The 21445-nt window shown below is 60.4% G+C and carries 27 protein-coding genes; 11 read left to right on the top strand and 16 right to left on the bottom strand.

The features are described 5' to 3' along the window. Positions 1-88 precede the first annotated feature (88 nt). Complete coding sequence (locus tag M1D87_RS11660; RefSeq protein WP_003257678.1) at positions 89-331, top strand: hypothetical protein; 243 nt, start codon at positions 89-91, stop codon at positions 329-331. Next, complete coding sequence (gene xth, locus M1D87_RS11665) at positions 328-1122, top strand: exodeoxyribonuclease III (protein ID WP_013972201.1); 795 nt, start codon at positions 328-330, stop codon at positions 1120-1122. The genes M1D87_RS11660 and xth overlap by 4 nt, the downstream gene beginning before the upstream one ends. Positions 1123-1140: 18 nt before the next feature. Here xth and M1D87_RS11670 read toward each other — a convergent pair whose 3' ends face one another. The 8 genes from M1D87_RS11670 to M1D87_RS11705 form a co-directional block, all read right to left on the bottom strand. Further along, on the bottom strand, positions 1141-1569 hold the full coding sequence (locus tag M1D87_RS11670) for a hypothetical protein (protein WP_061302420.1): 429 nt from the start codon (positions 1567-1569) through the stop codon (positions 1141-1143). Positions 1570-1595: 26 nt separating this feature from the next. Further along, on the bottom strand, positions 1596-2705 hold the full coding sequence (locus M1D87_RS11675; protein WP_123084375.1) for a mechanosensitive ion channel family protein: 1110 nt from the start codon (positions 2703-2705) through the stop codon (positions 1596-1598). An 86-nt stretch (positions 2706-2791) separates the two neighbouring features. Next, positions 2792-2935 (bottom strand): hypothetical protein, encoded by a 144-nt coding sequence (locus M1D87_RS11680; protein WP_024086842.1) that lies wholly within the window; start codon positions 2933-2935, stop codon positions 2792-2794. Positions 2936-2980: 45 nt separating this feature from the next. Continuing rightward, positions 2981-3226: a hypothetical protein gene (locus M1D87_RS11685; protein WP_023661906.1), complete on the bottom strand. Its 246-nt coding sequence runs from the start codon at positions 3224-3226 to the stop codon at positions 2981-2983. After that, a complete protein-coding gene (locus M1D87_RS11690) occupies positions 3226-3690 on the bottom strand; it encodes a hemerythrin domain-containing protein (RefSeq protein ID WP_123084374.1) in 465 nt (154 codons plus the stop codon). The genes M1D87_RS11685 and M1D87_RS11690 overlap by 1 nt, the downstream gene beginning before the upstream one ends. A 148-nt stretch (positions 3691-3838) precedes the next feature. Continuing rightward, positions 3839-4282 carry a DUF421 domain-containing protein gene (locus M1D87_RS11695; RefSeq protein WP_004376294.1) on the bottom strand — a complete coding sequence of 148 codons (444 nt, stop codon included), beginning with the start codon at positions 4280-4282 and terminating at the stop codon, positions 3839-3841. 9 nt (positions 4283-4291) lie between these two features. Next, on the bottom strand, positions 4292-4798 hold the full coding sequence (locus M1D87_RS11700; protein WP_039612825.1) for a hypothetical protein: 507 nt from the start codon (positions 4796-4798) through the stop codon (positions 4292-4294). A 22-nt stretch (positions 4799-4820) separates the two neighbouring features. Then, positions 4821-5324: a CinA family protein gene (locus M1D87_RS11705; protein ID WP_013972207.1), complete on the bottom strand. Its 504-nt coding sequence runs from the start codon at positions 5322-5324 to the stop codon at positions 4821-4823. 186 nt (positions 5325-5510) lie between these two features. Here M1D87_RS11705 and M1D87_RS11710 point away from each other — a divergent pair, with 186 nt between their 5' ends. Beyond that, positions 5511-5744, top strand: a complete 234-nt coding sequence (locus M1D87_RS11710) for a PLD nuclease N-terminal domain-containing protein (protein ID WP_047932459.1) — start codon at positions 5511-5513, stop codon at positions 5742-5744. Between the two features lie 297 nt (positions 5745-6041). Here M1D87_RS11710 and M1D87_RS11715 read toward each other — a convergent pair whose 3' ends face one another. Then, a complete protein-coding gene (locus tag M1D87_RS11715; RefSeq protein WP_123084373.1) occupies positions 6042-7241 on the bottom strand; it encodes a zinc-dependent alcohol dehydrogenase in 1200 nt (399 codons plus the stop codon). Between the two features lie 218 nt (positions 7242-7459). On the opposite strand from M1D87_RS11715, the gene M1D87_RS11720 reads away from it, so the two are divergent. Further along, the gene (locus M1D87_RS11720; protein ID WP_123084372.1) at positions 7460-8155 is read left to right on the top strand and encodes a DUF2238 domain-containing protein; all 696 of its coding nucleotides are present in this window, start codon (positions 7460-7462) and stop codon (positions 8153-8155) included. A gap of 199 nt (positions 8156-8354) precedes the next feature. Then, positions 8355-8840, top strand: coding sequence for a glycine zipper domain-containing protein (locus tag M1D87_RS11725; RefSeq protein WP_061550749.1), 486 nt, complete (start codon positions 8355-8357; stop codon positions 8838-8840). Positions 8841-8889: 49 nt separating this feature from the next. Here M1D87_RS11725 and M1D87_RS11730 read toward each other — a convergent pair whose 3' ends face one another. Beyond that, positions 8890-9720 (bottom strand): AraC family transcriptional regulator, encoded by an 831-nt coding sequence (locus tag M1D87_RS11730; RefSeq protein WP_123084370.1) that lies wholly within the window; start codon positions 9718-9720, stop codon positions 8890-8892. A 130-nt stretch (positions 9721-9850) separates the two neighbouring features. On the opposite strand from M1D87_RS11730, the gene M1D87_RS11735 reads away from it, so the two are divergent. Both M1D87_RS11735 and grxC read left to right on the top strand, forming a co-directional pair. Then, complete coding sequence (locus tag M1D87_RS11735) at positions 9851-10369, top strand: carboxymuconolactone decarboxylase family protein (protein WP_003256746.1); 519 nt, start codon at positions 9851-9853, stop codon at positions 10367-10369. Between the two features lie 13 nt (positions 10370-10382). After that, positions 10383-10637, top strand: coding sequence for a glutaredoxin 3 (gene grxC / locus M1D87_RS11740; protein ID WP_123084369.1), 255 nt, complete (start codon positions 10383-10385; stop codon positions 10635-10637). 120 nt (positions 10638-10757) lie between these two features. Here grxC and M1D87_RS11745 read toward each other — a convergent pair whose 3' ends face one another. From M1D87_RS11745 to M1D87_RS11755, 3 genes are all read right to left on the bottom strand, one after another. Then, positions 10758-11774: a GlxA family transcriptional regulator gene (locus tag M1D87_RS11745; protein WP_085719761.1), complete on the bottom strand. Its 1017-nt coding sequence runs from the start codon at positions 11772-11774 to the stop codon at positions 10758-10760. 223 nt (positions 11775-11997) lie between these two features. Continuing rightward, positions 11998-13383 carry a GABA permease gene (gene gabP / locus M1D87_RS11750; protein WP_039612831.1) on the bottom strand — a complete coding sequence of 462 codons (1386 nt, stop codon included), beginning with the start codon at positions 13381-13383 and terminating at the stop codon, positions 11998-12000. Between the two features lie 83 nt (positions 13384-13466). Next, complete coding sequence (locus tag M1D87_RS11755) at positions 13467-14240, bottom strand: creatininase (RefSeq protein WP_013972216.1); 774 nt, start codon at positions 14238-14240, stop codon at positions 13467-13469. Between the two features lie 331 nt (positions 14241-14571). Here M1D87_RS11755 and M1D87_RS11760 point away from each other — a divergent pair, with 331 nt between their 5' ends. Next, positions 14572-15135 carry a type 1 glutamine amidotransferase family protein gene (locus tag M1D87_RS11760; protein ID WP_123084368.1) on the top strand — a complete coding sequence of 188 codons (564 nt, stop codon included), beginning with the start codon at positions 14572-14574 and terminating at the stop codon, positions 15133-15135. Positions 15136-15334: 199 nt separating this feature from the next. Next, entirely contained in the window at positions 15335-16546 is a 1212-nt protein-coding gene (locus M1D87_RS11765; protein ID WP_013972218.1) for a M24 family metallopeptidase, read from the top strand. Between the two features lie 92 nt (positions 16547-16638). Here M1D87_RS11765 and M1D87_RS11770 read toward each other — a convergent pair whose 3' ends face one another. Further along, positions 16639-17019 (bottom strand): cupin domain-containing protein, encoded by a 381-nt coding sequence (locus M1D87_RS11770; RefSeq protein ID WP_061302417.1) that lies wholly within the window; start codon positions 17017-17019, stop codon positions 16639-16641. Positions 17020-17129: 110 nt separating this feature from the next. Between M1D87_RS11770 and M1D87_RS11775 the strand changes: the two genes are divergently transcribed. Continuing rightward, positions 17130-17981 carry a LysR family transcriptional regulator gene (locus tag M1D87_RS11775; RefSeq protein WP_123084367.1) on the top strand — a complete coding sequence of 284 codons (852 nt, stop codon included), beginning with the start codon at positions 17130-17132 and terminating at the stop codon, positions 17979-17981. Positions 17982-18081: 100 nt separating this feature from the next. On the opposite strand, the gene M1D87_RS11780 is transcribed toward M1D87_RS11775, so the two are convergent. Beyond that, on the bottom strand, positions 18082-18981 hold the full coding sequence (locus M1D87_RS11780; protein WP_123084366.1) for a LysR family transcriptional regulator: 900 nt from the start codon (positions 18979-18981) through the stop codon (positions 18082-18084). Between the two features lie 106 nt (positions 18982-19087). Here M1D87_RS11780 and M1D87_RS11785 point away from each other — a divergent pair, with 106 nt between their 5' ends. Then, the gene (locus M1D87_RS11785; RefSeq protein WP_232880848.1) at positions 19088-20089 is read left to right on the top strand and encodes a zinc-dependent alcohol dehydrogenase family protein; all 1002 of its coding nucleotides are present in this window, start codon (positions 19088-19090) and stop codon (positions 20087-20089) included. Between the two features lie 123 nt (positions 20090-20212). On the opposite strand, the gene arsJ is transcribed toward M1D87_RS11785, so the two are convergent. Continuing rightward, positions 20213-21436, bottom strand: a complete 1224-nt coding sequence (gene arsJ / locus M1D87_RS11790) for an organoarsenical effux MFS transporter ArsJ (protein ID WP_123084364.1) — start codon at positions 21434-21436, stop codon at positions 20213-20215. Positions 21437-21445 lie beyond the last annotated feature (9 nt).

Raw genomic sequence — 21445 nt, forward strand, 5'->3', positions numbered from 1 at the left:
GATCATTGAACGTAGCGATCAGCGTTGGATTTGAACGTCGCTGCATGGTTGAGGTTCTTAATGCAAAGGACACCGTGAGGGCTCCCTTATGAGCATTGAACGCAGCATCCCTGAGCTCGAAGCCTGGTACGCCCAATACGACGACATCAGTTACCGCCGTGAGTCGCCGGATGCCTACCACCATGAACTGCTGCGCACCGCCGAGGCGCTGCGTGACGATGGCGCCATCGATTGGGACGACTGGCTGGCACTCAAGGCATTGGCCGATGACGCCCATGTGCGCGCCCTGGAAGATGCCGTGCAGGCCCATGTCAGCGACCCCGACGCATGAAAGCGCTGAAGATTGCCACGTTCAACATCAACGGCATTCGTAGCCGGCTGCCGGCACTGCTGGCTTGGCTGGAGCGGGAAAAGCCCGACATCGCCTGCCTGCAGGAACTCAAGGCGGCGGATCAGCAGTTTCCTCGCCAGGCGCTAGAAACGGCGGGTTATGGTTGCCTCTACCAAGGGCAGCCTTCGTGGAATGGCGTGGCCATTCTGGCACGGGGCAGCGAACCGCTGGAAGTACGTCGTGGCCTGCCTGGCATGGAGGACGACAACCAGAGCCGCTACCTCGAGGCAGCGGTACAGGGAGTGCTGGTGGCTTGCCTGTATCTGCCGAACGGCAACCCGCAACCGGGGCCGAAATTCGATTACAAGCTCCGCTGGTTCGAAAGCCTGATCGCCCATGTGAAAGGGCTGCATGACAGTGGCCATCCCGCGGTGCTGGCGGGTGATTTCAATGTGGTGCCTACCGACATGGATATCTACAACACGCGCTCCTGGATGAAGGACGCGCTGCTGCAGCCCGAATCACGCGCGTGCTACCAGAAACTGCTCCAGCAAGGCTGGCTCGACGCCATTCGCCATCTGTATCCGGACGAGCGCATTTACACCTTCTGGGATTATTTCCGCAACCACTGGGCACGCAACGCCGGGTTGCGTATCGACCACCTGCTGCTCAACCCAGAGCTCGCGCCCTACCTGAAGCGGGCTGGTGTCGATGCCTGGGTGCGTAACGAACCCAAGGCCAGCGACCATGCGCCCGTCTGGATCGAGCTGGGCACGCGTCGCCGGCCATAGGGCAGTTCGAGCGAACCTTCAACTACCGGAACCACCGCTGGAGCCCGAACCACCAGAGCCTCCGGTCCCGCTACCCGTCCCGGTGCCGCGTTCCGATCCACTGCGGTCACTACCGGATCGGTCGGTGGTGCCATCGCCACCGGTATTGTCAGTGTCATTGCCATCGGTTCCGCCGGAACCTGTCCCCATGGCATCCGCAGGCGTGCCGGAGCCGGTCGCTCCGCCTTGGTTGTTCATGTGCCCGCTGTCATGCGGCTGCGTGCCAGGAGCACGCTGATCGTTCAGGTCGGTGGCTGCCAGCACCACAGGTGCGCTGAGCCCCAGGCACAGCGCGAGCAGTAACGAATGAGGCTTCACGATCTTCATGGCGATACTCCGTTGCGGGTTGGTCACCTTCTGTTCGGCCTGGATCACCCACGGGCGTGCCGTGAAATCGACGGAATGCATGGCGCGCTGACATGCACGGGGGCGGGTTACCCCACGTGAATACTTTGAGGCCCGCGCTTCGATTCCTCTGGCAAGGCCGTGACCTTGATCGCGCGTACCGGTACGGCGAATTTTGCACCTACCTTCGAGAAGCGCTCGAGCAGGTGGAAATTGATGGCTTGCTGGATGTCCATGTACAGGTTGTAGCCCGGGTCCTTGACGACATACACGCACTCGAATTCCAGCGCCTCCTTGCCGAAGCCGCGCAGGTGGGCACGGTCGAAGCGCACCTGCTGTTGTGCCTTGATCGCTTCCTCGACGATGGCGGGTGCCTTTTTCACGGCCTCGGTTGGCGTGTCGTACGACAGGCCGAACTCGAACACGATCCGTCGTTCCTGCAGGCGCTTGTAGTTCTGGATGGTGCTGCTGATCATGCTGGCATTGGCCATGACGATCTGCTCGCCGCCCAGGCTGCGGATGCGTGTGGTCTTCAGCCCCACGTGCTCTACCGTGCCGGCCAGCGGGCCGATGACGATGAAGTCGCCCACCTCGAACGGCTTGTCGACGGCGATGGACAACGAGGCGAACAGGTCGCCGAGGATGTTCTGCACGGCCAGTGCAACAGCGATACCGCCTACCCCCAGGCTGGCGACGAAGGCGGTGATGTTCACCCCCAGGTTGGACAGCATCGCCAGTAGCACCACTGACCACAACAGTACCCGCGCACCCCATGCCGACAGCGTGGCCAGCGCGCTGCCCTGGTTCAAGCCGTCGGTGCGATGCCGGGCGAAGTAGCGACTCAGGCCCAGGCCGATGGCGCGGTTGGCCCACAGCCCGATCTGCAATGCCGCGACCACGAACCACAGGCTACCGACCCGGGTCAGCCAGCGCTCGGGCAGGTCGAGCATGCTCAGGCCCACCAGCAGCGAGGCAAGGAACAGCAGAAAATTGCTGGTCCCGGCGAGCACCTTGGCCAGCACCTGGCTGAGCGCGCCGTCATGCTCGGACCAGCGCCTGACCCGATGCAGCATGAAACTGATGGCCGCCCGCGCCACGACGAACGTCAGCAGCGCTACCGTCAGTGCCAGCAACAAATTGAGAACGGAAACTCCGAACAGTGTGGTATCGGTGAACAAGGCGATGATGCGATCACTCATGAGACACTTGCCTCCTTCCATAGGATTGGGTGACTGGTGGAGCGGCATTGCCGGCGAAGCAGGCAATGCCGCTCGCCAGGTGAGCCTCAGCCGTCGGACTGCTCCTCTGGCGGCACCTGGCCTTCGGGCCAGTCGGGTGCTTCCTTCTCCTGTTCCTGTTCAGGCACAGGCTCGCCCGGGTTGTGGGGTACTTCGTCCACGTACGGGTCGGGTTGGTTGGGGTCGATCATGGTCTGGCTCCTCGCCGTTGGGCTTTCAGGCATGTGTCCGGGCGTTCAGCCCGGCTCCACGGCAGTGTTTTTCTTCCAGCCCCGAAGGTTCATGGCGCACAGGCAACCCTGCAGGATGATCAGCGCCCAGGCTTGCGCCTGCCACCCCCAGGCGGCCCACAGCACGTTGCTGGCAATGAAGCAGCAGAAACCCAGCTTGCGCCGGCCTGGGCGCCGTGAGCCGATGCACCAGGCGGCAAGTACCGTCAGGGCCATGGCAGGCCATTCAAGAAAGTCGATCCAGGCTTCCATCACGCAGCACGCTGTTCGCCCTTGAGCAGTTTTTTCTGCGCTTCCATGGCCTGGCCGAGCTCATCCAGTTGCTGCTTGCCCAGCAACTTGCGGGCGGTCGGAAACAGCTCGCTTTCTTCTTCCTCGATATGGTGTTCCAGCAGTTCCTTCATCACTTTGACCCGTCCGGCGAACTCGACGGTGCCGGTCTCGGTTTGCAGCAGGTCCGGCAGCACCAGGGAGTCGACGGTGCGGTGCTCTTCCTTGGCTTCGTAATACATCTTCGCTTCTTCCTTGCCGCCTGCCTGCTTGATGGCCGGGTACAGGATTTCTTCTTCCAGGGCGGTATGGATGCTTACCTCCTGCTTGATGCGTTCGAGCAACTCGGTGCGCTTTTTCACCGCGCGCTCAGTGGTGGAGGAGAGTTCCTCCAGCAGCTTCTTCACCAGCTCATGGTCCTGGATCAACAAATCGATAGCGTTCATGCGACACCTCTTCGGGGCTGAAAAAATCACGATTGCCTTCGATGGAGTAGGGGCCGCGCGCCAAGGTTCAAAGCGGATGATGAGCGTACTGCTGTCGCGAAAGGCGGCTCTCACCGGAATCCGCGCAGGTTGCGCCGGCCAGGCAGGGTCACTCCTGCGGGATGATCGAGATCTTGCCGTTGCGCTCGACGATGGCGAACTTGATCTGCCCGACGCTTTCGATTCCCTGGCTGTCCCGGGCGGACTCGAGAATGTCGTCTTCGGTCAGCCGTGCCCGCCGCATTCGGTGGTGGAGAAAGCGCCCGTGATCCACGACCAGTGTCGCGTGGCCGTCGACCAGACGGGCCAGGCGCTTGGAGTTGAGCTTGGCCAGCGACAGGCCGACATCCAGGACGATCAACGTGGCGATCACCAGCATGGCGTTGGTGAACGAGAAGTCTTCGCCGAGCAGTGCCTGCTGGGTTGCTTCGCCGATGATCAGCAGCAGGACGAAGTCGAAGGTGGTGAGGTCTGCCAGCGAGCGCCTGCCAGCCACGCGAAACAGCAGCATCAGCGCGATGTACATGCCGGTCGCACGAAGAATGGAGTCCATGTCGCGCTCCTACGGGTAGAGAAAGGTGGAGAAACGCACTGCGCTGCCTGGGCCGGCGCTGACAACACCTTCGAGAGTGCCGACATGTTCGCTGCGCAGGGTCAGGTAGAGGGTGGCGATACCCTCTTTGCTGGTGCCAAGCTGGAGCAGGAGCGACCTGCCATGGGAAAGCGATACTTGCGGCTCTGGCTGCAGCGTTTCGATGCTGGCTTCGCGTAGCAAGGTCCCCCCGAGCAGCAACATCACAGGCTCCCCGGCATTGCCGCGAACCGTGATGCGCAGGTTGTCGGTGGTGCCGCTGCGGCTGAGGCGCTGATACTCCACATGCACCCGGCCGTCGTCGCTCATGACCTGGGCGTCACTGAGCGGACCGTTGCCGAACAGCCCGGCCAGGCCCAGCAGCACGACCAGCACCAGCGCGTACCATCCCACACGTTCGAAACGCCAGACCCGCTGCTGCATCCGCATGTCTTCCTCGACGGGATGGTGCCTTGAAGCCAGCTCGTCTTCGTCCATGCACCTAGCCCTCACGTAGCCCTCAGGCGCGCTCACCGCGCAGCCAGCGTTGGTGGTAATGGGCCAGGTGCGACAAGCCGTAGAGCGCGCCTTGGCGGATTACATCCGCGCGCTCGCCAAAAAAGCGCTGGCTGCGTGTGAATACCGCCAAAGGCTCGCCGGCAAAGGCCCAGGCAAAGCACACAGTGCCCGGGGCGATGCCATCCTGCGGCTGTGGCCCGGCGACACCCGTGCTGGCGATGGCGACGGTGGCGTCGCTGTCTTTCAATGCGCCGAGGGCCATCTCCCAGGCTACCGCCTCGCTGGTCAGGCCGTAGCGTTCGATAGTCTGTGGGCTGACGCCGAGCAGGCGTTTCTTGGCGCTTGGCGAGTACACCACGTAGCCGCTTTCCAGAACCTCGCCGGTCCCCGGCACTGCTGCCAACAGCGCAACCATGGCACCGGCCGTGCAGGATTCTGCGGTGGTCAGTACCAGCTTGTGGGCCTTGAGGTAATCAAGGGCCTCGAGTACGGGGTCGGTCGTCATGGCCGGTCACTCGTGCGTTGTTTTTTGGTGGACGTGTTTCCTGCGGGATTGGTTCATTGCTTGTGTGCCACCCATCAATGGTGGGGAAAGCTTCCTGAACTTTGTTCCGTTTGCCGGCTTCCTCTAGGTAGGAGGGCGGCGGTGCGGGCCTCGCGCTGCGGCCGGACTAACAGAGGAGAAGCGATCATGACCGAGCCTGTGACATATTTCTGGATCGCTGTTGCAGCGATCATCGTGTTGCTCGATCTGTGGGCCATCGTCAGTGTTTTCCGCAGTGACAAGAGCGACGTGACGAAGGCGATGTGGGCACTGTTGCTGTTGGCGTTGCCCATTGTCGGCCTGGCCATCTGGGGCGTGTTTGGGCCGCGTGGGATCAAACGCGGTACCGGTCCGTCGTCGCCTGAACATAGCAAGGGGTAGGGGGGGAGATGAAGAAAGGATCGGAGGCACCTCGCAGCGGAACCCGAGGTGAAGAGGAACGGGACAATGATGCGCAGCGTCCTGATGGGTCAACTGGCACGTCCCATGATTCCACTGCGCAGAAGACAGCTCGTGATGAAACGCAACGCAAGCGTTGATCGGGTCGGCTGGAAGAACTGAATTCGCAAGCGGTCCGCGTAGCCTGTGGGAGCAGCTTTAGCCGCGAAGAATCCAACGCGGTGCATGGCACCGGCTGCGCCGGTGTTCGCGGCTAAAGCCGCTCCCACAGGGTCCCTGCTAATGGTCAGGTCCCAATGTACCGGCAGCAGCGCCCGGCACGAGGATGACCTTGCGGCAGTCGTCCTGTTTCTGGTCGAACAACTTGTAACCCAAAGCCGCTTCTTCCAGGGCCAGGCGGTGGGTGACGATGAGTTCCGGCTTCAGACGCCCGGCCTCGATATGTTCGAGCAGTTCAGGAAGGAACTTCTGCACGTGGGTCTGGCCCATCTTGAACGTCAGGCCCTTGTCGAAGGCATCACCAAACATGAAGGCGTGGATAAAACCCGCATAGACCCCAGGCACGCTGACCACGCCGCCCCGGCGCACCGCGGCGATACTCTGGCGCAGCGCCTTGCCGCTGCTGCTCTCGATCTTCAGAGTGGTCAGTACCGTTTCGGTGGTACTGCCCTTGGCCTCGAAACCGACCGCATCGATGACGGCGTCCACGCCGCGCATGCCGGGGGTCAGGCGGATGATGGTGTCGGCCGGGTCGTCATCCTGCTCGAAGTTGATCGGCACCACGCCGTAGGCATCGCGGGCAAACGCCAGGCGGTAGTCATTGTCGTCGACCATGAAGATCGTCTGGGCGCCCAGCATGCGCGCGCAGGCTGCGCTCAGCAGGCCGACCGGCCCGGCGCCATAAATCGCAACTGTCGAGCCTGAGCCGACCTGCGCATTGGTGACGGCCTGCCAGGCTGTGGGCAGGATATCCGAGAGGAACAGCACCTTGTCGTCCGGCAGGGCGGTAGGCACCTTGAACGGGCCGACGTTGGCCTTGGGCACTCGCACGAAATCCGCCTGGCCACCGGGCACACCGCCATACAGATGGCTATAGCCGAATAGCGCGGCCCCTGGCGGGATGCCTTTCTTGTTGATGATTGCACCACGGCCGGTGTTGGTCGTTTCGCAAGCGGCGAACTGGTCGAGTTGGCAGAAGAAACAGCTGCCGCAGGCGATCACGAAGGGAATCACCACGCGGTCACCGACCTGCAGGTTGGTTACCCCGCGGCCGGTATCCTCGACGATACCCATGAACTCGTGGCCGAAGATATCTCCCGGCTCGGTCTGTGGAATCTTGCCATGGTAGAGGTGCAGGTCGGAGCCGCAGATGGCGGTAGCGGTGACCCGGAGGATTATATCGTCCTCGTCCTGGATAAGTGGGTCGGGGACGTTGTCGACCCTGACGTCCTGGGTTCCGTGGTATGTCAGTGCTCTCATTGGTTAATCTCCTGGGTCCGGGTGGTCTATGCAGGGGAAGCCAAGGAGGGAGGTAAAGTTCAGGTGGAATCATCCATCGGTAATTTTCAGTGCTACTGGCCCCACCAACATCATGAAGAACTGTCGTTGAGGTGGCATGGCATCAGGTGAAGCCGGCGCCCGGAGGAAACTTTAGCTGCCCTGCGAGGCTCAACCGTGCTCAAGCCGAGCGTAAAACCATGAACAGGAATCCCGCATTGCAAACAAGCTTTGCCCCTTCGGCCACGCCACGCCAAGCCGCGGGCTTGCTGACATCGGCCATGTTGCTGATGCTTGCCTCGGGGGTTGCGCCGCTTGATCGTGCGGATTGGTGGCTCGAAAACGTTTTGCCGCTGGCGCTTCTGCTCACCTTGGCTGCGACCAGCCGTTATTGGCGCTTTTCTCGGCATGCTTACCTGGCAATCGTGATGATGCTGGCGATTCACGAGCTAGGAGCGCATTTTACCTATGCCAAAGTCCCCTATGACGCTTGGCTGCGTGCGCTTACCGACCACTCTCTGAATGCCTGGATGGGCTGGCAGCGCAACCAGTTCGATCGTCTGGTGCATCTGAGTTACGGCCTTTTGTTCGTCCTGCCGATCAGGGAGCTGCTCCAGCGCCAGGCCCGGTTGCGAGGCGGTTGGTTGGCGTTGTGTACTGTTTCCTTCGTCCTCGCCACATCGGCGCTTTACGAGCTGCTGGAGTGGATAGGTGGCCAATACCTGGGTGATGACCAGGCACAAGCCTTTGTCGCGACCCAGCAAGACCCTTGGGATGCACAAAAGGACATGGCCCTGGCTTTGCTTGGTGCACTTGTCACCTTGTTGATCCAGCGGGTTGGGGCAAGCAAGGTCTGGGGCAGAAGGGTAGTGAGTTTGGAGGGGGAGCACGGGTAACGGGTAGAAATAAAAGGCTTCTCCACCACTGGAAAGGCTTTTTGCAATCAGCCTGTGACCGTTGAAAATCCCTTAAGTTTCCATCGGGAAAACAATAACTTGGAGAATTTTTCCAAGTCGTGTCACTCGTCGGATTTCCATTGTAAGCCCCTGTCCAGAGCCTCAGGATCGCCTCCGTATCCCTCTGAGGCTTTCACAAATGAAGTACTCCTCGATTCTGTTGTTGTCACTTGGCCTGCTGAGCGGCGTTGCGTCGGCAGGCGGAAATACCGAAGCAGGTATAGGTGGCGCATTGGGTGGAGTATTGGGCTCGGTAGTCGGCCAGTCGATCGGCGGCAGCACCGGCTCGGCAATCGGCGCCGGCCTGGGTGGCGCGGCCGGTGGTGCGGTGGGTGCCGACAAGCACAGCCGTGGCGAGGCGGCCATTGGCGGCGCACTGGGTGCAGCTGGCGGCAACGTGGTGGGTCGCAAGATGGGCGGCACCACTGGCAGCATGATCGGCGCAGCAGCCGGTGGCGGTGTGGGTGGTGCCTTGGGCAACCACATGGGCCGGGAATACGATGACGAGAGCGGGCATCGCTACCGTGATTATGATGACGATGACGACGACCGGGGCTGGCGCCGTCACCGCCACGACCGTGGCCATCATTATGGCTGGCGCAACAATCACCGCTACGACGACTGATCCCCGCGTTACTGGCCCATCGCCGGGGCTGGCCGCAGCGGTCTCTCGGCTAGGCATCATGCGTGCTCTGCTGTAGCCACTCCCTCGGGCTTGCACCCACCTTGCGGCGAAAGGTGCGGGCCAACGCAGACGGGCTTTCGTAGCCGACCTCATCGGCAATCAGGGCGATGGGGCGGCCTTCGCGCAGCCGTTTCTGGGCAAGGCTGATTCGCCAGTTCGCCAGGTAATCGGCAGGAGTGATACCCACGGTCTCGCGAAAGTGCGCAGCAAAGCTCGCGCGCGACATGCCTGAGCGGTCAGCCAACTCTGCCACGGTCCAATTGTGCTGTGGCTCGTTATGGATACTCACGAGCGCACGGGACAGCTGTGCATTGGCCAGCCCGGCCATCATCCCCGAAGCAATGCTGCGGCTGGCGATCAGATGGCGAAGTAGCTGAATCACCATCAACTCGAACAGCCGATTGAGAATGACATCCCGTCCACACTCGTCGCCGAAGGCTTCTTCGAACAGCCATTCGAGGGTGCCATCGAGGCCCTGCAATTCGCCCAACGGCTTGATGATGAAGTCCGGCAAGGCCTGGGTCAGCGGATTGTTGGCGCCACCATCGAACTGCAAGGTGGCGCACACCAACTCCGCTTCGTCTGCTTCGATCGCCAGCAACTGATGCTCCTGCGGACGTACCGCAAGTATCAGGCTTGGCTCCGCCAGCTCCATGAGCTGACCACGTTTGTCACTGAAGGTCAGGCGACCCGAACGAAGCAGGTGCGCGTGGCCGGAACTTTGCTGCCCATCAAAGCGGGTCGTTCCACAAAAACCACCGTGGTGGAAGGTGGACGCATGCAGGTTGAAGTGCTTGAGCAGTGTCGATAGTCGGTCCATTGGGCGCTCAGGTTTGGACGATCGGTTGCATAGATTCGACGATCTGAAGCCGAAAGGATAGTCGTCTTCCCTAGTATTGACTCCAGGCTTGATCGACAAGCTGGTTAATCACCCTACTGGAGAAACTACCATGACTCGTATCGCTGCTCTCTCGCTGGACCAGGCCCCTGCTGGCTCGCGCACTGCGCTGGAAGGCATTCAGAAAGGCCTTGGTTTCATACCCAACGCCTTCAAGACCCTGGCTCACTCCCCAGCCGCTCTCAATGGATACCTGGGCCTCGCCCAGGCTCTGGGCAAGAGCTCACTGAGCGCCGCGGAGCGTGAAGTGGTTGCGCTTGCCACCTCGGAAATCAATGGTTGCGACTATTGCCTGGCCGCACACAGCTTTTTTGGTGCCAAAGCCGGCTTGAGCGATGAGGCCATTAGCCAGGCGCGTAGTGGCACGCTCAGCGCGGTCGCCGCGCTGGCGCATCAGATCACCGAAAGCCGTGGCCAATTGAATGACGATCAGGTCGCCGCAGCACGCGAGGCCGGTCTGAGCGATGGCAAGATCGTGGAGGTGGTGGCACAGGTCACGCTGTTGACCCTGACCAACTACCTGAACAACATCGCCACCACCGATATCGACTTCCCGCCGTCGGCACACTAGGAGGGCAACCGACATGAGCCAAGTGACAATCTATACCACCCAACACTGCCCTTACTGCGTGAGCGCCAAGCGACTGCTGGCGCACAAGGGGGTCAGTGCCGTGGAAATCGATATCGAGGCTTCGCCGAACCATCTGGCCGAGATGCTGCTGCGATCCAGGCGCAGGACCGTGCCGCAGGTCTTTGTGGGGAGTATCCATGTGGGCGGTTTTGATGATCTGAAACGCCTCGATCAAAAGGGCGAGCTCGAAGCACTGCTCAGTGCCTGAAGGGCTGATTCAGCGATATCTGCCTTTGGCCGTTAGCCGCCCTTGGCAAGGGCAGCTAACGGTTCAAAGCGGTCACTTGCGATCCCTGTTTCACCGACGCTTCGTTGCATTCGTCGATGATCAGCACTGAGCCGCGGCAACCTGCTTGCGTTCACCCATGGGAGAGACGCCGAAGAAACGGCTGTAGCATTTGGAGAAATGCGCCGGCGAAACGAAACCACAGGCAAGGGCGATATCCCGTACTTGCGATTCGCTGTGCAGTAACAGTTGCCGGGCGCGCGACAGGCGTAATTCAAGGTAGTACTGGCTAGGGGTACTTTGCAGGTGCTTGTGGAACAGGCGCTCCAACTGCCGAACTGAGATGTCGTTCAACTGCGCCAGTTCTTCCAGGGTCACAGGGTCTTCGAGATTGGCCTCCATGATGCTGACTACCTGGCTGAGCTTGGGTTGGGACGTCCCTAGCCGCTGTCGCAGGGGCACGCGCTGGCGCTCTTGCGAACTGCGAACGCGGTCGCACAACAGCAATTCGGCCGCATGTTCGGCAATCTCTCGCCCGCCGGGTTCGCGTGCGATCAGTTGCAGGAACATGTCCATTGATGCCACTCCACCCGAGCTGGTGTACCGGTCACGGTCAAGTTCAAACAACTGGCTGGAAATGATGATCCCGGGAAAGCGCTCTTTCAGCGCTTCGATATCTTCCCAGTGGATGGTGCAACGGTAACCCGTGAGCAGATTGGCACGCGCCAACAAATGGCTACCCGTGCAAATGCCACCCAATGCCACTTGGTCATGGGCGAGCTTGCGCAGCCAGTTCAGGATGGCGCGGGTATTGTGGTCGGAGACGATGGGGTTTGGCCCTACCACAAACAGCATGTCCAGCTTGGGCGCATCCTTGATGGTGTATTCAGGCAGGATGCGCATGCCGTTGCTGGCGCTCACCGGCTCCATGTCGGCGGCGATGATGAGTGTCTGGAACATGGCCCTGCGCGCAGCCAGGTTAGCCATGCGCAAGGTCTCCACCGCAGAGGCGAACCCGATGGTGGTGAAATTGGGGATCACCAGAAACCCGACGATCTTGGGTGTGGGGGCATCGACAGGGTAACCCGTGGCCAGCGGGGAGGATCTCGGCGTAGCCATCAATACGACTCCTACAATGCAAGATGACGTGTTCAGCGCCTGTCTCCCGATACAGGCAATTTTTTGTGTAAAAGGGCTCCAAGCCTGCGGCGGCATACTACACGCAGCAATCAGGCTACAGGGTGCGCACTGGCCGATATTCGCCCCCTGTTTTCGGTTTGACGCAAAAAGGCGACACCCTGCGAACGCATAGCCTTCGCAGGGCGAAGCGGCTGAGCCAGCCTCAGGCCGATTTGGTTGCGACACGGGGCAGTGGGCGCTTCCTGGGCGAGAAGATCGAACTCATGCACACGATGGCAATTGCCAGCGCGCCGGTTGTCATTACTTCCATGCGGTGGCCGGGCATGATCAGCATCATTGCCAGAATCCCGATGATGGAGGCGACGACCAAGTAGCTCAGCCAGGGGAACAACCACATCTTGAAGGCCATGACCTCACCTCGACGAGCCATCTGCTTGCGCAGGATCAGTTGCGATACCGCGATGGCCAGGTAGACCAGCAGTGCCACGGCACCGGAACTCGCCAGCAGGAAGGAGAACACCTCGTCCGGCGCAAAGTAGTTCAACGCGGTGGTAAGGAAGCCTACAGCGGTGCTGGCCATGACCGCGACGAATGGCACACCGGCCGATGAGGTGCGCTGGAGAACGGCAGGGCCGTCGCCACGTCTGCTCAGCGAGTAGACCATGCGCGATGCGGTGTAGATTGCCGAGTTGAGGCAGCTGGCCACGGCAATCAGCACGACGACATCCACGATCATCTTGGCGTGAGGGATGTTCATCAGCTCAAGGGCCCTCTGATAGGAGCCGACCTGCACCAGCATGGGGTCGTTCCAGGGCACGATCGAGACGATCAGGAACACCGAGACGATGTAGAAGATGCCCATGCGCCACACGACCGAGTTGGTAGCGCGGGTGATCTGTCTGGAGGGGTTCTTGGATTCTGCGGCGGCGATGGTGACGATTTCGGTGCCCATGAAACTGAACACCGTGGTCAGCATGGCGCCAATCACCGCTGCCATGCCGTTGGGCATGAAACCGCCGAAGTCGTTGCTCAGCTTGGCCACGCCACTGACGCTGAGGTTTGGCACCACGCCGGTCAGGGCCAGCGCACCCAGGGCGATGAAGGCCAGTACGGCGATGACCTTGAGCATGGCGAACCAGAACTCGAACTCCCCGTAGCGCGCAACGCTGAACAAGTTGGTCAAGGTCAGCAGGGCAGTAACGGCCAGTGCGAATTCCCAGGTTTCGATCGCGGGGAACCAGGCATGCAGGATTGCCGCTGCGGCAATTGCCTCGATGGGAATGACCAGCACCCAGAACCACCAGTACAACCATCCAATGGTAAAACCGGCCGAACGACCCATTGCGCGTTCGGCATAGGTGGAAAACGAACCGGTATCAGGGGAAGCAACTGCCATTTCACCGAGCATGCGCATGACCAGCACAACCAGTGTGCCGGACATGATGTAGGCCAGGATGGCCGCTGGGCCGGCCGCTGCAATTGCATGCCCCGATCCGATGAAAAGGCCGGCACCGATAGCGCCGGCTATCGAGAGCATGGTGACGTGGCGCTGCTTGAGGCCGGGGGCCAGAGTTGAATGGCTGGACATTATCATTACCCTTGTTGTTATAGATGGCGGGTTAACAGCTAATGCGAATCGTGCTCTGGTAGATCAATGCGGTGTTGCGGCGCTTAACTGAATGCCTCGCGGACAGCGTTGCTGATGCCTTCGGTGCAGACACGCAGAATCAGTTCGCCTTTCTCGCGGCTGGCGCCTTTTGGCGATGACAAGGTTCCACACGCCGGCGTGCGCTCGGCAATGATCGGGAACACATCGTAGGGGGGGAAGGTGGCTGGCGGATGATCGACGGCACGGGTCAGGTCGACTTTCTCGGGGTGCAGGGCCAGCATCAACGAAGTCTCGAAGACGCCACCGTGTTCAATGTCCCAGCCGAGGAATCCGTCAGGGTAGAGTTCCTGGATGACCTCAGGCGCGTTGACGAAGTCCCAGTAGGACAGGACCACGACCTTGAAATCGGTGATGCCGGCATAACGGAGTTCGCGCAGCGCCAGGTCGATGCCTTCCACGATGAACATGGAGTTCTCGTAGTGCCCGTTCATCATCACCAGCTGACGCGCGCCGTGCCGGGCCAGCTCCCTGATGATGTCCTGGATGGTATGTGTCAGTGTTGCGCCATCCAGGCTGGTGGTGCCGGGAAAGTGGTTTCCGCCGCCCGATTTTTGCTGCGACTTGTAGCCGTAGGCCAATGCGGGGAGCACCAGGCCGTCGACATTGCGCGCTACGGCCTTGCACAGCGCGGTCGGTAGCAGTACATCCACTTCCATGCACATGTGGTGGCCGTGTTGCTCCAGGGCGCCTACAGGCAAGAATATCGGGCTGCCGGATGCAACACGCCGGGCGTACTCGGGCCAGGTGAGTTCGCCAATTACAACGCTATCGTTCATCGGGTGGTCTCTCTATGTTCTTGTAATTGCAAAAGCTCGTCCGGTTTGCAGCAGTAGCAGATGTCCCAATTTGATCAGATCGCCATCGGCTGGAATTGTCAGTTTCCGACCTGGAATTGACAAAAGCTGCCGTGGCTCTATCCCGTAGGTCACGGCATGCGTTGATTCACGAGTTCAGGGGCGGCGGAAACGTTCATGTCGGACGAAGTGATTTGCTTGCCCATTCTGCCTGGCAATTAGGGGTCGAAATCTGACATATCTGGCCAAGCAACTACCGGGACAATATTACTGTTCGCAGTAGACGCTGCGTGGGTAAAGTTGGAGGTAGTACATGCAGCAATTGACCGAAGTGGGCCAGCCATTGGCAAGCACAGTGCGCATTGGTTTCCTGTTGAGTGAAGGGTTTGATTTCTATGCATTAGCCGCCGCATTGGAGCCGTTGCGCATCGCCAATGAAGTTGCCCGGTGCGAAGTATGCCAGTGGCAGATCATCAGCCTTGGCGGCCGGCCGTTGAAGGCCAGCAACGGCATTTCCACGGCCACCGTGGAACTGAGCCAGGCAAAACCGCTGGATATACTCATTGTCTGCCCGGGTGATGAAATGCGTTCACACACAGGCACCCAGCATCTGCGCCACCGTGTATCGGGGCCGAAGGTGCGGTGTGCGGCAAAACAGATGACGTGGTGGTTGCCCACCGTTGACGATCACGCAGACCTGCCTGTCGGCCAGATCAAATGTGTGCATGCACCGGCCAGTGTTTCGGAACAGGTCAAGAAGACCCTGGCTTTGTTCCCGCCGTCTACATCCCACCTGCTTGGAGTCAGCGAACTGGCAACGCTGATCGGCGTTTCGCGGCAGCTTCTCGAGCGCTTGTTCGCGCACCGACCCCACTGAATCCTCACTATCGGTTGATTGCGCTGGCGCCTCGGATTATGCGTCGCCTTTGCGGTGTTTGGCCTCGTTTGCAGGGCGACGGATCTGGTCATTTACGGGTCGGATTCGCGCAAAAAAGCATTCGGCTTATCTGGTCGAATGGTCACCAGTGGCACCGATAAACAAGTTTCTCCGCTGTTAACTACAAGGAATAAAAAACATGCAAATGCCAAAAACCATTCAGATCAAGAACGGCGAAAAAGTCAAACCGACGTTCTCGCAACAGGAATATGCCAACCGTCAGTCCAAGTTGCGCACTTACCTGGCACAAAACAATATCGATGCTGCGGTCTTTACCTCCTACCACAATATCAACTACTACAGCGACTTCCTGTACTGCTCGTTTGGTCGCCCCTATGCACTGGTTGTCACTCAGGAAGCCGTCGTGTCGATCAGTGCCAACATCGATGGTGGCCAGCCATGGCGCCGTACGGTCGGTACCGACAACATCATCTACACCGACTGGCAGCGTGATAACTATTTCGTCGCGATTCAGCAGGCACTGCCCAAGGCCGGGCGCATCGGCATCGAGTTCGACCACCTGAACCTGATGAACCGGGACAAACTGGCCAGCCGTTACCCGCAGGCCGAGCTGGTGGACATCGCCGCGCCGTGCATGCGCATGCGCATGATCAAGTCGGCTGAAGAACACGCGATCATCCGCCAGGGCGCCCGGGTAGCCGACATCGGTGGCGCTGCAGTGGTGGAGGCCCTGCGTGACCAGGTACCTGAGTACGAAGTGGCATTGCACGCTACCCAGGCGATGGTGCGTGAGATCGCCCGCACCTACCCGGACTCCGAGCTGATGGATACCTGGACCTGGTTCCAGTCGGGCATCAATACCGACGGCGCCCACAACCCGGTGACCTCGCGCAAGGTCAACAAGGGCGACATCCTCAGCCTCAACTGCTTCCCGATGATCGCTGGTTATTACACCGCACTGGAGCGTACGCTTTTCCTGGACCACTGTTCCGATGAGCACCTGCGCCTGTGGGAGGTTAACGTCAAGGTGCATGAGGCTGGCCTTGAACTGGTCAAGCCCGGCATGCGTTGCAGCGACATCGCACTGCAGCTGAACGAGATCTTCCTGGAGCACGATCTGCTGCAATACCGTACGTTCGGTTACGGCCACTCGTTCGGTACGCTGAGCCATTACTATGGTCGCGAGGCAGGCCTGGAGTTGCGTGAGGACATCGACACCGTACTCGAGCCGGGTATGGTGGTGTCGATCGAGCCGATGATCATGCTGCCCGAAGGCCTGCCGGGAGCTGGCGGTTACCGTGAACACGACATCCTGATCGTCAATGAGCACGGCAGTGAAAACATCACCAAGTTCCCGTACGGTCCGGAACACAACATCATCAAAAAGTGACTGAACCCGCCGCACAGTGACCCTGTGCGGCTTTCTCCCTGCACCGGCGATTTGCGCGGTGCGCCTGAAGGCGTGAACCGCGGTTGACTGAATTACGCCGGATATAACTGCTCCTCTATCGAAACCGTGAGTAATGAAGTCTCTGCGCCGGTGTGGAGGGTGGTATCCGTTTCGATCAGCATGACCGCACATTCTTCCTCGGCAATCGGCCGGTGCCGCATTTGCTTTGGAATCACGCAGAATTCTCCTGCGTTCAGGACAATGGTGCGGCTTTCGAGCTCGATGCGAAGCGTGCCAGAGACCACCGTAAACATTTCGTCTTCATGTTCATGGGCATGCCAGACGAACGCGCCTTTCAATTTCGCAATCTTGATGAAATGGTTGTTGACGCGGCCGATGACCTTGGGCTTCCAGTATCCGGTCAGCGTATCCAGTTCATGTTGCAGGTTGATGCTGTCCACCGTGTTGATCATGCGCGTACTCCCTTCTGCAAGTCAGTCTGAGGCTTGCAATCTAGAGCGGCGCGTGGCTTTTGCGTAGCGACGAATTACAATACCGGTATTAACACTGCTAATGGCCTGGCATGAACAAGAACCACACCCTTGATCTGGCGCTGCTCAGGGCCTTTGTCGAAGTGGCGGATACCGGAAGCATGAGTGTTGCATCGGTAGGGCTGCACCTGACACAAGGGGCTGTCAGCCAGCGAATCAAGCGACTGGAGGCATTCCTCGGCTGCCCATTGCTGATGCGTGACACTCAAGGCAGTAGCCTGACCTGGCAGGGGAGGTCGTTGTTGCCCGACGCTCGCCGCCTGCTGCAGATGCATGATGCATTTTGCGCCAGTGTCGGGGCCAGGGAATCAGACGCCCCGGTGCGTCTCGGGCTCCCGTTCGATATGGCTGGCGCGCCGCTTGCTCCCGTGCTGAAGGCGTGCGGTGATGCCTTCCCCAAGGCCGAGGTAAAGATCTTCAGTGCTTCGTCCGTGGACCTCGACCAGGTGTTCGCCACGGGCGAACTCGATCTGGTGCTCAGCCAAGGCCCGGTTGATGTCGAGTTGGGCGAACGCCTGGCTGTTGATCAGCTGGTGTGGCTGGGCAACGAGACCGCATCGGCACGGCGCCCATTGGCTCTGTGCTTGCTGACGGCGAATTGCGCCTTTCGCGACACCGTTTTCCGGTGTCTTGGCGAAGCAGGTATCGTGGCAAAGGTGGTATTTGAAAATGCGTCGGTCGATACCACGTTGACCATGGTTCGCAACGGGCTGGCGGTTACGCCATGGCTGCAAAGTCTCGTTCCTGAAGATATCAGCCTGGCTGCACCCGAATGTGGGTTACCGACACTGCCCGCGTTCGCCGTGCGGTTGCAGACGGTCGAGGATGCCAGTCGTTCCGTTTCTGGCCTCGCGGACATTATCCGGGAACATTTCAAGCGCTGAGACGGCTGCGTTTCTCATCACTGCGAAGCCGGTCCAAAATGAGCAGGGCCAGATTGTTTGTTGACGTTGCTCCACGCCTGTGTACCCGACTGACGCAGGCCTACGGCTCTTGCGCAAGACCGTGCAGGTGCTCGCGCAGAAAGTCGATGAAGGCCATCGCCCGTGCCGAATGTCGCCGCTCGCGGCTGAACACCGCGCTGACGGGCAGTGCCGTGGCTTTGTAATCGTCAAGCACGCTTAACACGCTGCCGCGTTCAACGTCTGCTTTGAAAAGCCATTGTGGGGAGAGGGAGATGCCCAAACCGCACAGCACCATTTCCCGAATGGCCTCGCTGCTGTTGCTGGTGACGTTGCCTGTGATGGCGATATCGAACGCGTCCGACCCCCGTGTGAAGCGCCAGCGATCGTAATGCTCCAGCAACGTGAAGCCGATGCAGTTGTGGTCTGCCAGTTCGCCAGGCTCCAGTGGCAGGCCGTGGCGTTCCAGATAGGCAGGCGAGGCGTATACCTGCCGCAGGGTGTTGCCGAGCGGTACCGCCACCAGGCCCTCGTTTTTCACTACGCCTATCCGGATCGCCACATCTATGTTCTCCATGAGCAGGTCTTCGTTGTGATCGTTCAGCCGGAGGTCAATCCGCACATCGGGATAGCGCTGCAGAAAAGTCCCGATCAGAGGCGCTATGCACAAGCGTCCGTAGCTGACCGGTGCGGCGACGCGCAGGGGGCCCGCTATCTGCTCCTGGCCACTGGCAAAGCTGCGTGTGGCACTTTCGAGTTGACCGAGAATTTCCTGGCAGTGGCGGTAGAAACGTTGCCCTTGGTCGGTCAGCGCCAGGTGGCGGGTGCTGCGGGCGAATACTGGCCCGCCCAGGTATTGCTCCAGCGCACGGACCTGCTTGCTGATTGCCGGCTGCCCCATGTTCAGCTCCCGGGCCACTGCCGAGAAAGACCCACGCTCCACGACGCGTACGAAGATGCGCATGCTGTCGAACAGATCCATTGCCACCTGGCCTCTACTGGGAATGAGTAATATGAAAATTCAGCTTCTTATCGGAATGGGTGAGGGGGCGCAACCTGTATGCATCCACTGAACAGAGGTATCCGTCATGAGTCAGACCATGCTTGCCGCCATCGCCGAGTCCGCCCAAGCCCCACTGGTCGTTCGCCGCATTCCTCGCCCGGTTACCGCTAGAGGCCAGGTCCTTGTCAGCGTTCACGCCGCTGGAGTAAACCCGCTCGATACCAAGATTGCCTCTGGTGCAGGGGCGCATGCCCGTCAGGCGCTGCCAGCGGTGCTTGGTCTGGATCTGGCCGGTACGGTCGTCGAACTGGGCGAGGCGGTAGAGGGCTTCACGCTCGGCCAGGAGGTTTTCGGCATGGCCGGCGGAATCGGCGGGGCCCAGGGCACCATGGCCGAATACATCGCCGTGGATGCCCGGCTGATCGCAGCAAAACCGCACACTCTGGGCATGCACGAGGCAGCAGCCTTGCCTTTGGTGTTCATCACCGCCTGGGAAGGTCTGGTTGATCGAGCCAATGTCCGGGCTGGCCACACCGTGCTTGTTCACGGTGGTGCAGGTGGGGTAGGCCAGATGGCCATCCAGCTGGCGAGAGCTCGCGGGGCCAAAGTCTATGCCACCGGTTCGGCCGGCAGCCTCGATTTCATACGTTCACTGGGCGCTACGGCGATCGACTACCAGGCGCAGAGCGTAGAGTCCTACGTCGAGCAACATACCGCAGGGGCAGGTTTCGACATTGTTTATGACACTGTGGGCGGTAGCACGCTGGATGCATCATTCAAGGCGGTGAAGCCCTATACCGGTCACGTGGTGAGCTGCCTTGGTTGGGGCGAGCACGGTCTTGCGCCGCTCTCGTTCAGAAGCGCCACTTATTCGGGGGTGTTCACCCTGGCCCCGTTGCTCACGGGCCAGGGCCGCGAACACCATGGCGCAATCCTGCGCGAGGCGGCCGAGTTGGCAGATGCGGGGCAACTGACGATCCGGGTGGATCGGCAACGGTTCGCACTGGACGAGGTAAACGATGCCTTCCGCCAGGTCGCAGAAGGCCGCGCCAAGGGCAAGACAATCATCCAGTTGTTGAGCGAATAGAACCGAGAACGTTGAACGCCAAGGTATCCGCCGATGGGGCCGCTTTACCGAGCGGCCCCCTGACTTTGTCGTGCTGGAGAGCAGGTTTCTGGGGGCGCGATTCTATGGCACACGCTGAGTGGGTCAATTGCAATCGCTGGCATGCCTTGGCAATGCACTCGATATCAGTGCTGCCAGCAGAACAAATACTGTGGAGATCCACAGGCAGGCCTCCAACCCGTAAGCCTGGAATACCCAGCCGGAAAGCAGCGTACCGACCAGCCGCCCTAGCGCGTTGGACATGTAGTAGAAGCCCACATCCAGCGATACCCCGTCTTCCTTGGCATAGCTGACGATCAGGTAGCTATGCAGTGACGAATTCACGGCGAACAGCACGCCGAACAGCATCAGCCCGCCAAGCACCATCACCTGGGCCGACCAGCCTGCCGACAGGCCCATGGCGATGAGCGCCGGCAGCCCGGCAAGGGCGATGGCCCAGATGAAAGCCGCGCGACCGTCGGGCACCTGGCCGCGTTTCTTGCCAGTGATGTGGGGGGCAAGCGACTGGACGATGCCGTAGCCGATTATCCATGCAGCCAGGAAGCCGCCGACCAGCCAGAAGTCCCAGCCAAAAGCCGTGGTCAGGTACACCGGCAATGCCACGACGAACCAGACGTCACGGGCGCCAAAGAGAAACAGCCGTGCGGCCGAAAGAATGTTGATGGCCCGGCTCTTGGACAGCATGTCGCGGAACTTCGGCTTGGCCTTGGCCTTGCCCAGGTCCTTCTTCAGCAGGATCAGGCTGCCGACCCAGATCAATGCCAGTACCGTCGCCATGGCCAGCACCGCCAAGGTAAACCCGAGCAGTGCGAGCAGCGCTCCGCCGAGGAGGAAGCCCACACCCTTGAGTGCATTTTTCGAGCCCGTGAGGATGGCTACCCACTTGTAGAGGGTGCCTTGCTGGCTATCCGGCACCAGCAGCTTGATGGAGCTCTTGGCACTCATCTTGTTCAGGTCCTTGGCGATGCCGGACAACGCCTGGGCCGTCATCACCCACGGCACTGTCAGCCAGGCTGCTGGCACCGTGAGCATCAGCAAGGCCAGCACCTGCATGCCCAGGCCGATGTTCATGGTGCGGTTGAGCCCCAGGCGGGCGCCGAGGTAGCCGCCCACCAGGTTGGTGATCACGCCGAACACTTCATAGAACAGGAACAGCGCCGCGATCTGCAGCGGCGTGTAGCCCAGCGTATGGAAATGCAGTACCACCAACATGCGCAACGCACCGTCGGTGAGGGTGAAGGCCCAGTAGTTGCCGGTAACCAGCAGGTACTGACGCACGTGTGCAGGCAGGGCTGACAACGCCTTCATGATTGCCGG

Source organism: Pseudomonas sp. SA233 (assembly GCF_054792385.1).

Excerpts from the sequence above, each read along its gene's own strand:
- M1D87_RS11695 (WP_004376294.1), bottom strand. The coding sequence starts at position 4,282 with ATGGACTCCATTCTTCGTGCGACCGGCATGTACATCGCGCTGATGCTG.
- M1D87_RS11725 (WP_061550749.1), top strand. The coding sequence starts at position 8,355 with ATGAAGTACTCCTCGATTCTGTTGTTGTCACTTGGCCTGCTGAGCGGC.
- M1D87_RS11760 (WP_123084368.1), top strand. The coding sequence starts at position 14,572 with ATGCAGCAATTGACCGAAGTGGGCCAGCCATTGGCAAGCACAGTGCGC.
- arsJ (WP_123084364.1), bottom strand. The coding sequence starts at position 21,436 with ATGAAGGCGTTGTCAGCCCTGCCTGCACACGTGCGTCAGTACCTGCTG.
- M1D87_RS11705 (WP_013972207.1), bottom strand. The coding sequence starts at position 5,324 with ATGACGACCGACCCCGTACTCGAGGCCCTTGATTACCTCAAGGCCCAC.
- M1D87_RS11745 (WP_085719761.1), bottom strand. The coding sequence starts at position 11,774 with ATGGCTACGCCGAGATCCTCCCCGCTGGCCACGGGTTACCCTGTCGAT.
- grxC (WP_123084369.1), top strand. The coding sequence starts at position 10,383 with ATGAGCCAAGTGACAATCTATACCACCCAACACTGCCCTTACTGCGTG.
- M1D87_RS11775 (WP_123084367.1), top strand. The coding sequence starts at position 17,130 with ATGAACAAGAACCACACCCTTGATCTGGCGCTGCTCAGGGCCTTTGTC.
- M1D87_RS11755 (WP_013972216.1), bottom strand. The coding sequence starts at position 14,240 with ATGAACGATAGCGTTGTAATTGGCGAACTCACCTGGCCCGAGTACGCC.
- xth (WP_013972201.1), top strand. The coding sequence starts at position 328 with ATGAAAGCGCTGAAGATTGCCACGTTCAACATCAACGGCATTCGTAGC.
- M1D87_RS11765 (WP_013972218.1), top strand. The coding sequence starts at position 15,335 with ATGCAAATGCCAAAAACCATTCAGATCAAGAACGGCGAAAAAGTCAAA.
- M1D87_RS11735 (WP_003256746.1), top strand. The coding sequence starts at position 9,851 with ATGACTCGTATCGCTGCTCTCTCGCTGGACCAGGCCCCTGCTGGCTCG.
- M1D87_RS11700 (WP_039612825.1), bottom strand. The coding sequence starts at position 4,798 with ATGGACGAAGACGAGCTGGCTTCAAGGCACCATCCCGTCGAGGAAGAC.
- M1D87_RS11680 (WP_024086842.1), bottom strand. The coding sequence starts at position 2,935 with ATGATCGACCCCAACCAACCCGACCCGTACGTGGACGAAGTACCCCAC.
- M1D87_RS11710 (WP_047932459.1), top strand. The coding sequence starts at position 5,511 with ATGACCGAGCCTGTGACATATTTCTGGATCGCTGTTGCAGCGATCATC.
- M1D87_RS11770 (WP_061302417.1), bottom strand. The coding sequence starts at position 17,019 with ATGATCAACACGGTGGACAGCATCAACCTGCAACATGAACTGGATACG.
- M1D87_RS11675 (WP_123084375.1), bottom strand. The coding sequence starts at position 2,705 with ATGAGTGATCGCATCATCGCCTTGTTCACCGATACCACACTGTTCGGA.
- M1D87_RS11715 (WP_123084373.1), bottom strand. The coding sequence starts at position 7,241 with ATGAGAGCACTGACATACCACGGAACCCAGGACGTCAGGGTCGACAAC.
- M1D87_RS11785 (WP_232880848.1), top strand. The coding sequence starts at position 19,088 with ATGAGTCAGACCATGCTTGCCGCCATCGCCGAGTCCGCCCAAGCCCCA.
- M1D87_RS11780 (WP_123084366.1), bottom strand. The coding sequence starts at position 18,981 with ATGGATCTGTTCGACAGCATGCGCATCTTCGTACGCGTCGTGGAGCGT.
- gabP (WP_039612831.1), bottom strand. The coding sequence starts at position 13,383 with ATGTCCAGCCATTCAACTCTGGCCCCCGGCCTCAAGCAGCGCCACGTC.
- M1D87_RS11670 (WP_061302420.1), bottom strand. The coding sequence starts at position 1,569 with ATGCATTCCGTCGATTTCACGGCACGCCCGTGGGTGATCCAGGCCGAA.
- M1D87_RS11720 (WP_123084372.1), top strand. The coding sequence starts at position 7,460 with ATGAACAGGAATCCCGCATTGCAAACAAGCTTTGCCCCTTCGGCCACG.
- M1D87_RS11730 (WP_123084370.1), bottom strand. The coding sequence starts at position 9,720 with ATGGACCGACTATCGACACTGCTCAAGCACTTCAACCTGCATGCGTCC.
- M1D87_RS11690 (WP_123084374.1), bottom strand. The coding sequence starts at position 3,690 with ATGAACGCTATCGATTTGTTGATCCAGGACCATGAGCTGGTGAAGAAG.
- M1D87_RS11685 (WP_023661906.1), bottom strand. The coding sequence starts at position 3,226 with ATGGAAGCCTGGATCGACTTTCTTGAATGGCCTGCCATGGCCCTGACG.
- M1D87_RS11660 (WP_003257678.1), top strand. The coding sequence starts at position 89 with ATGAGCATTGAACGCAGCATCCCTGAGCTCGAAGCCTGGTACGCCCAA.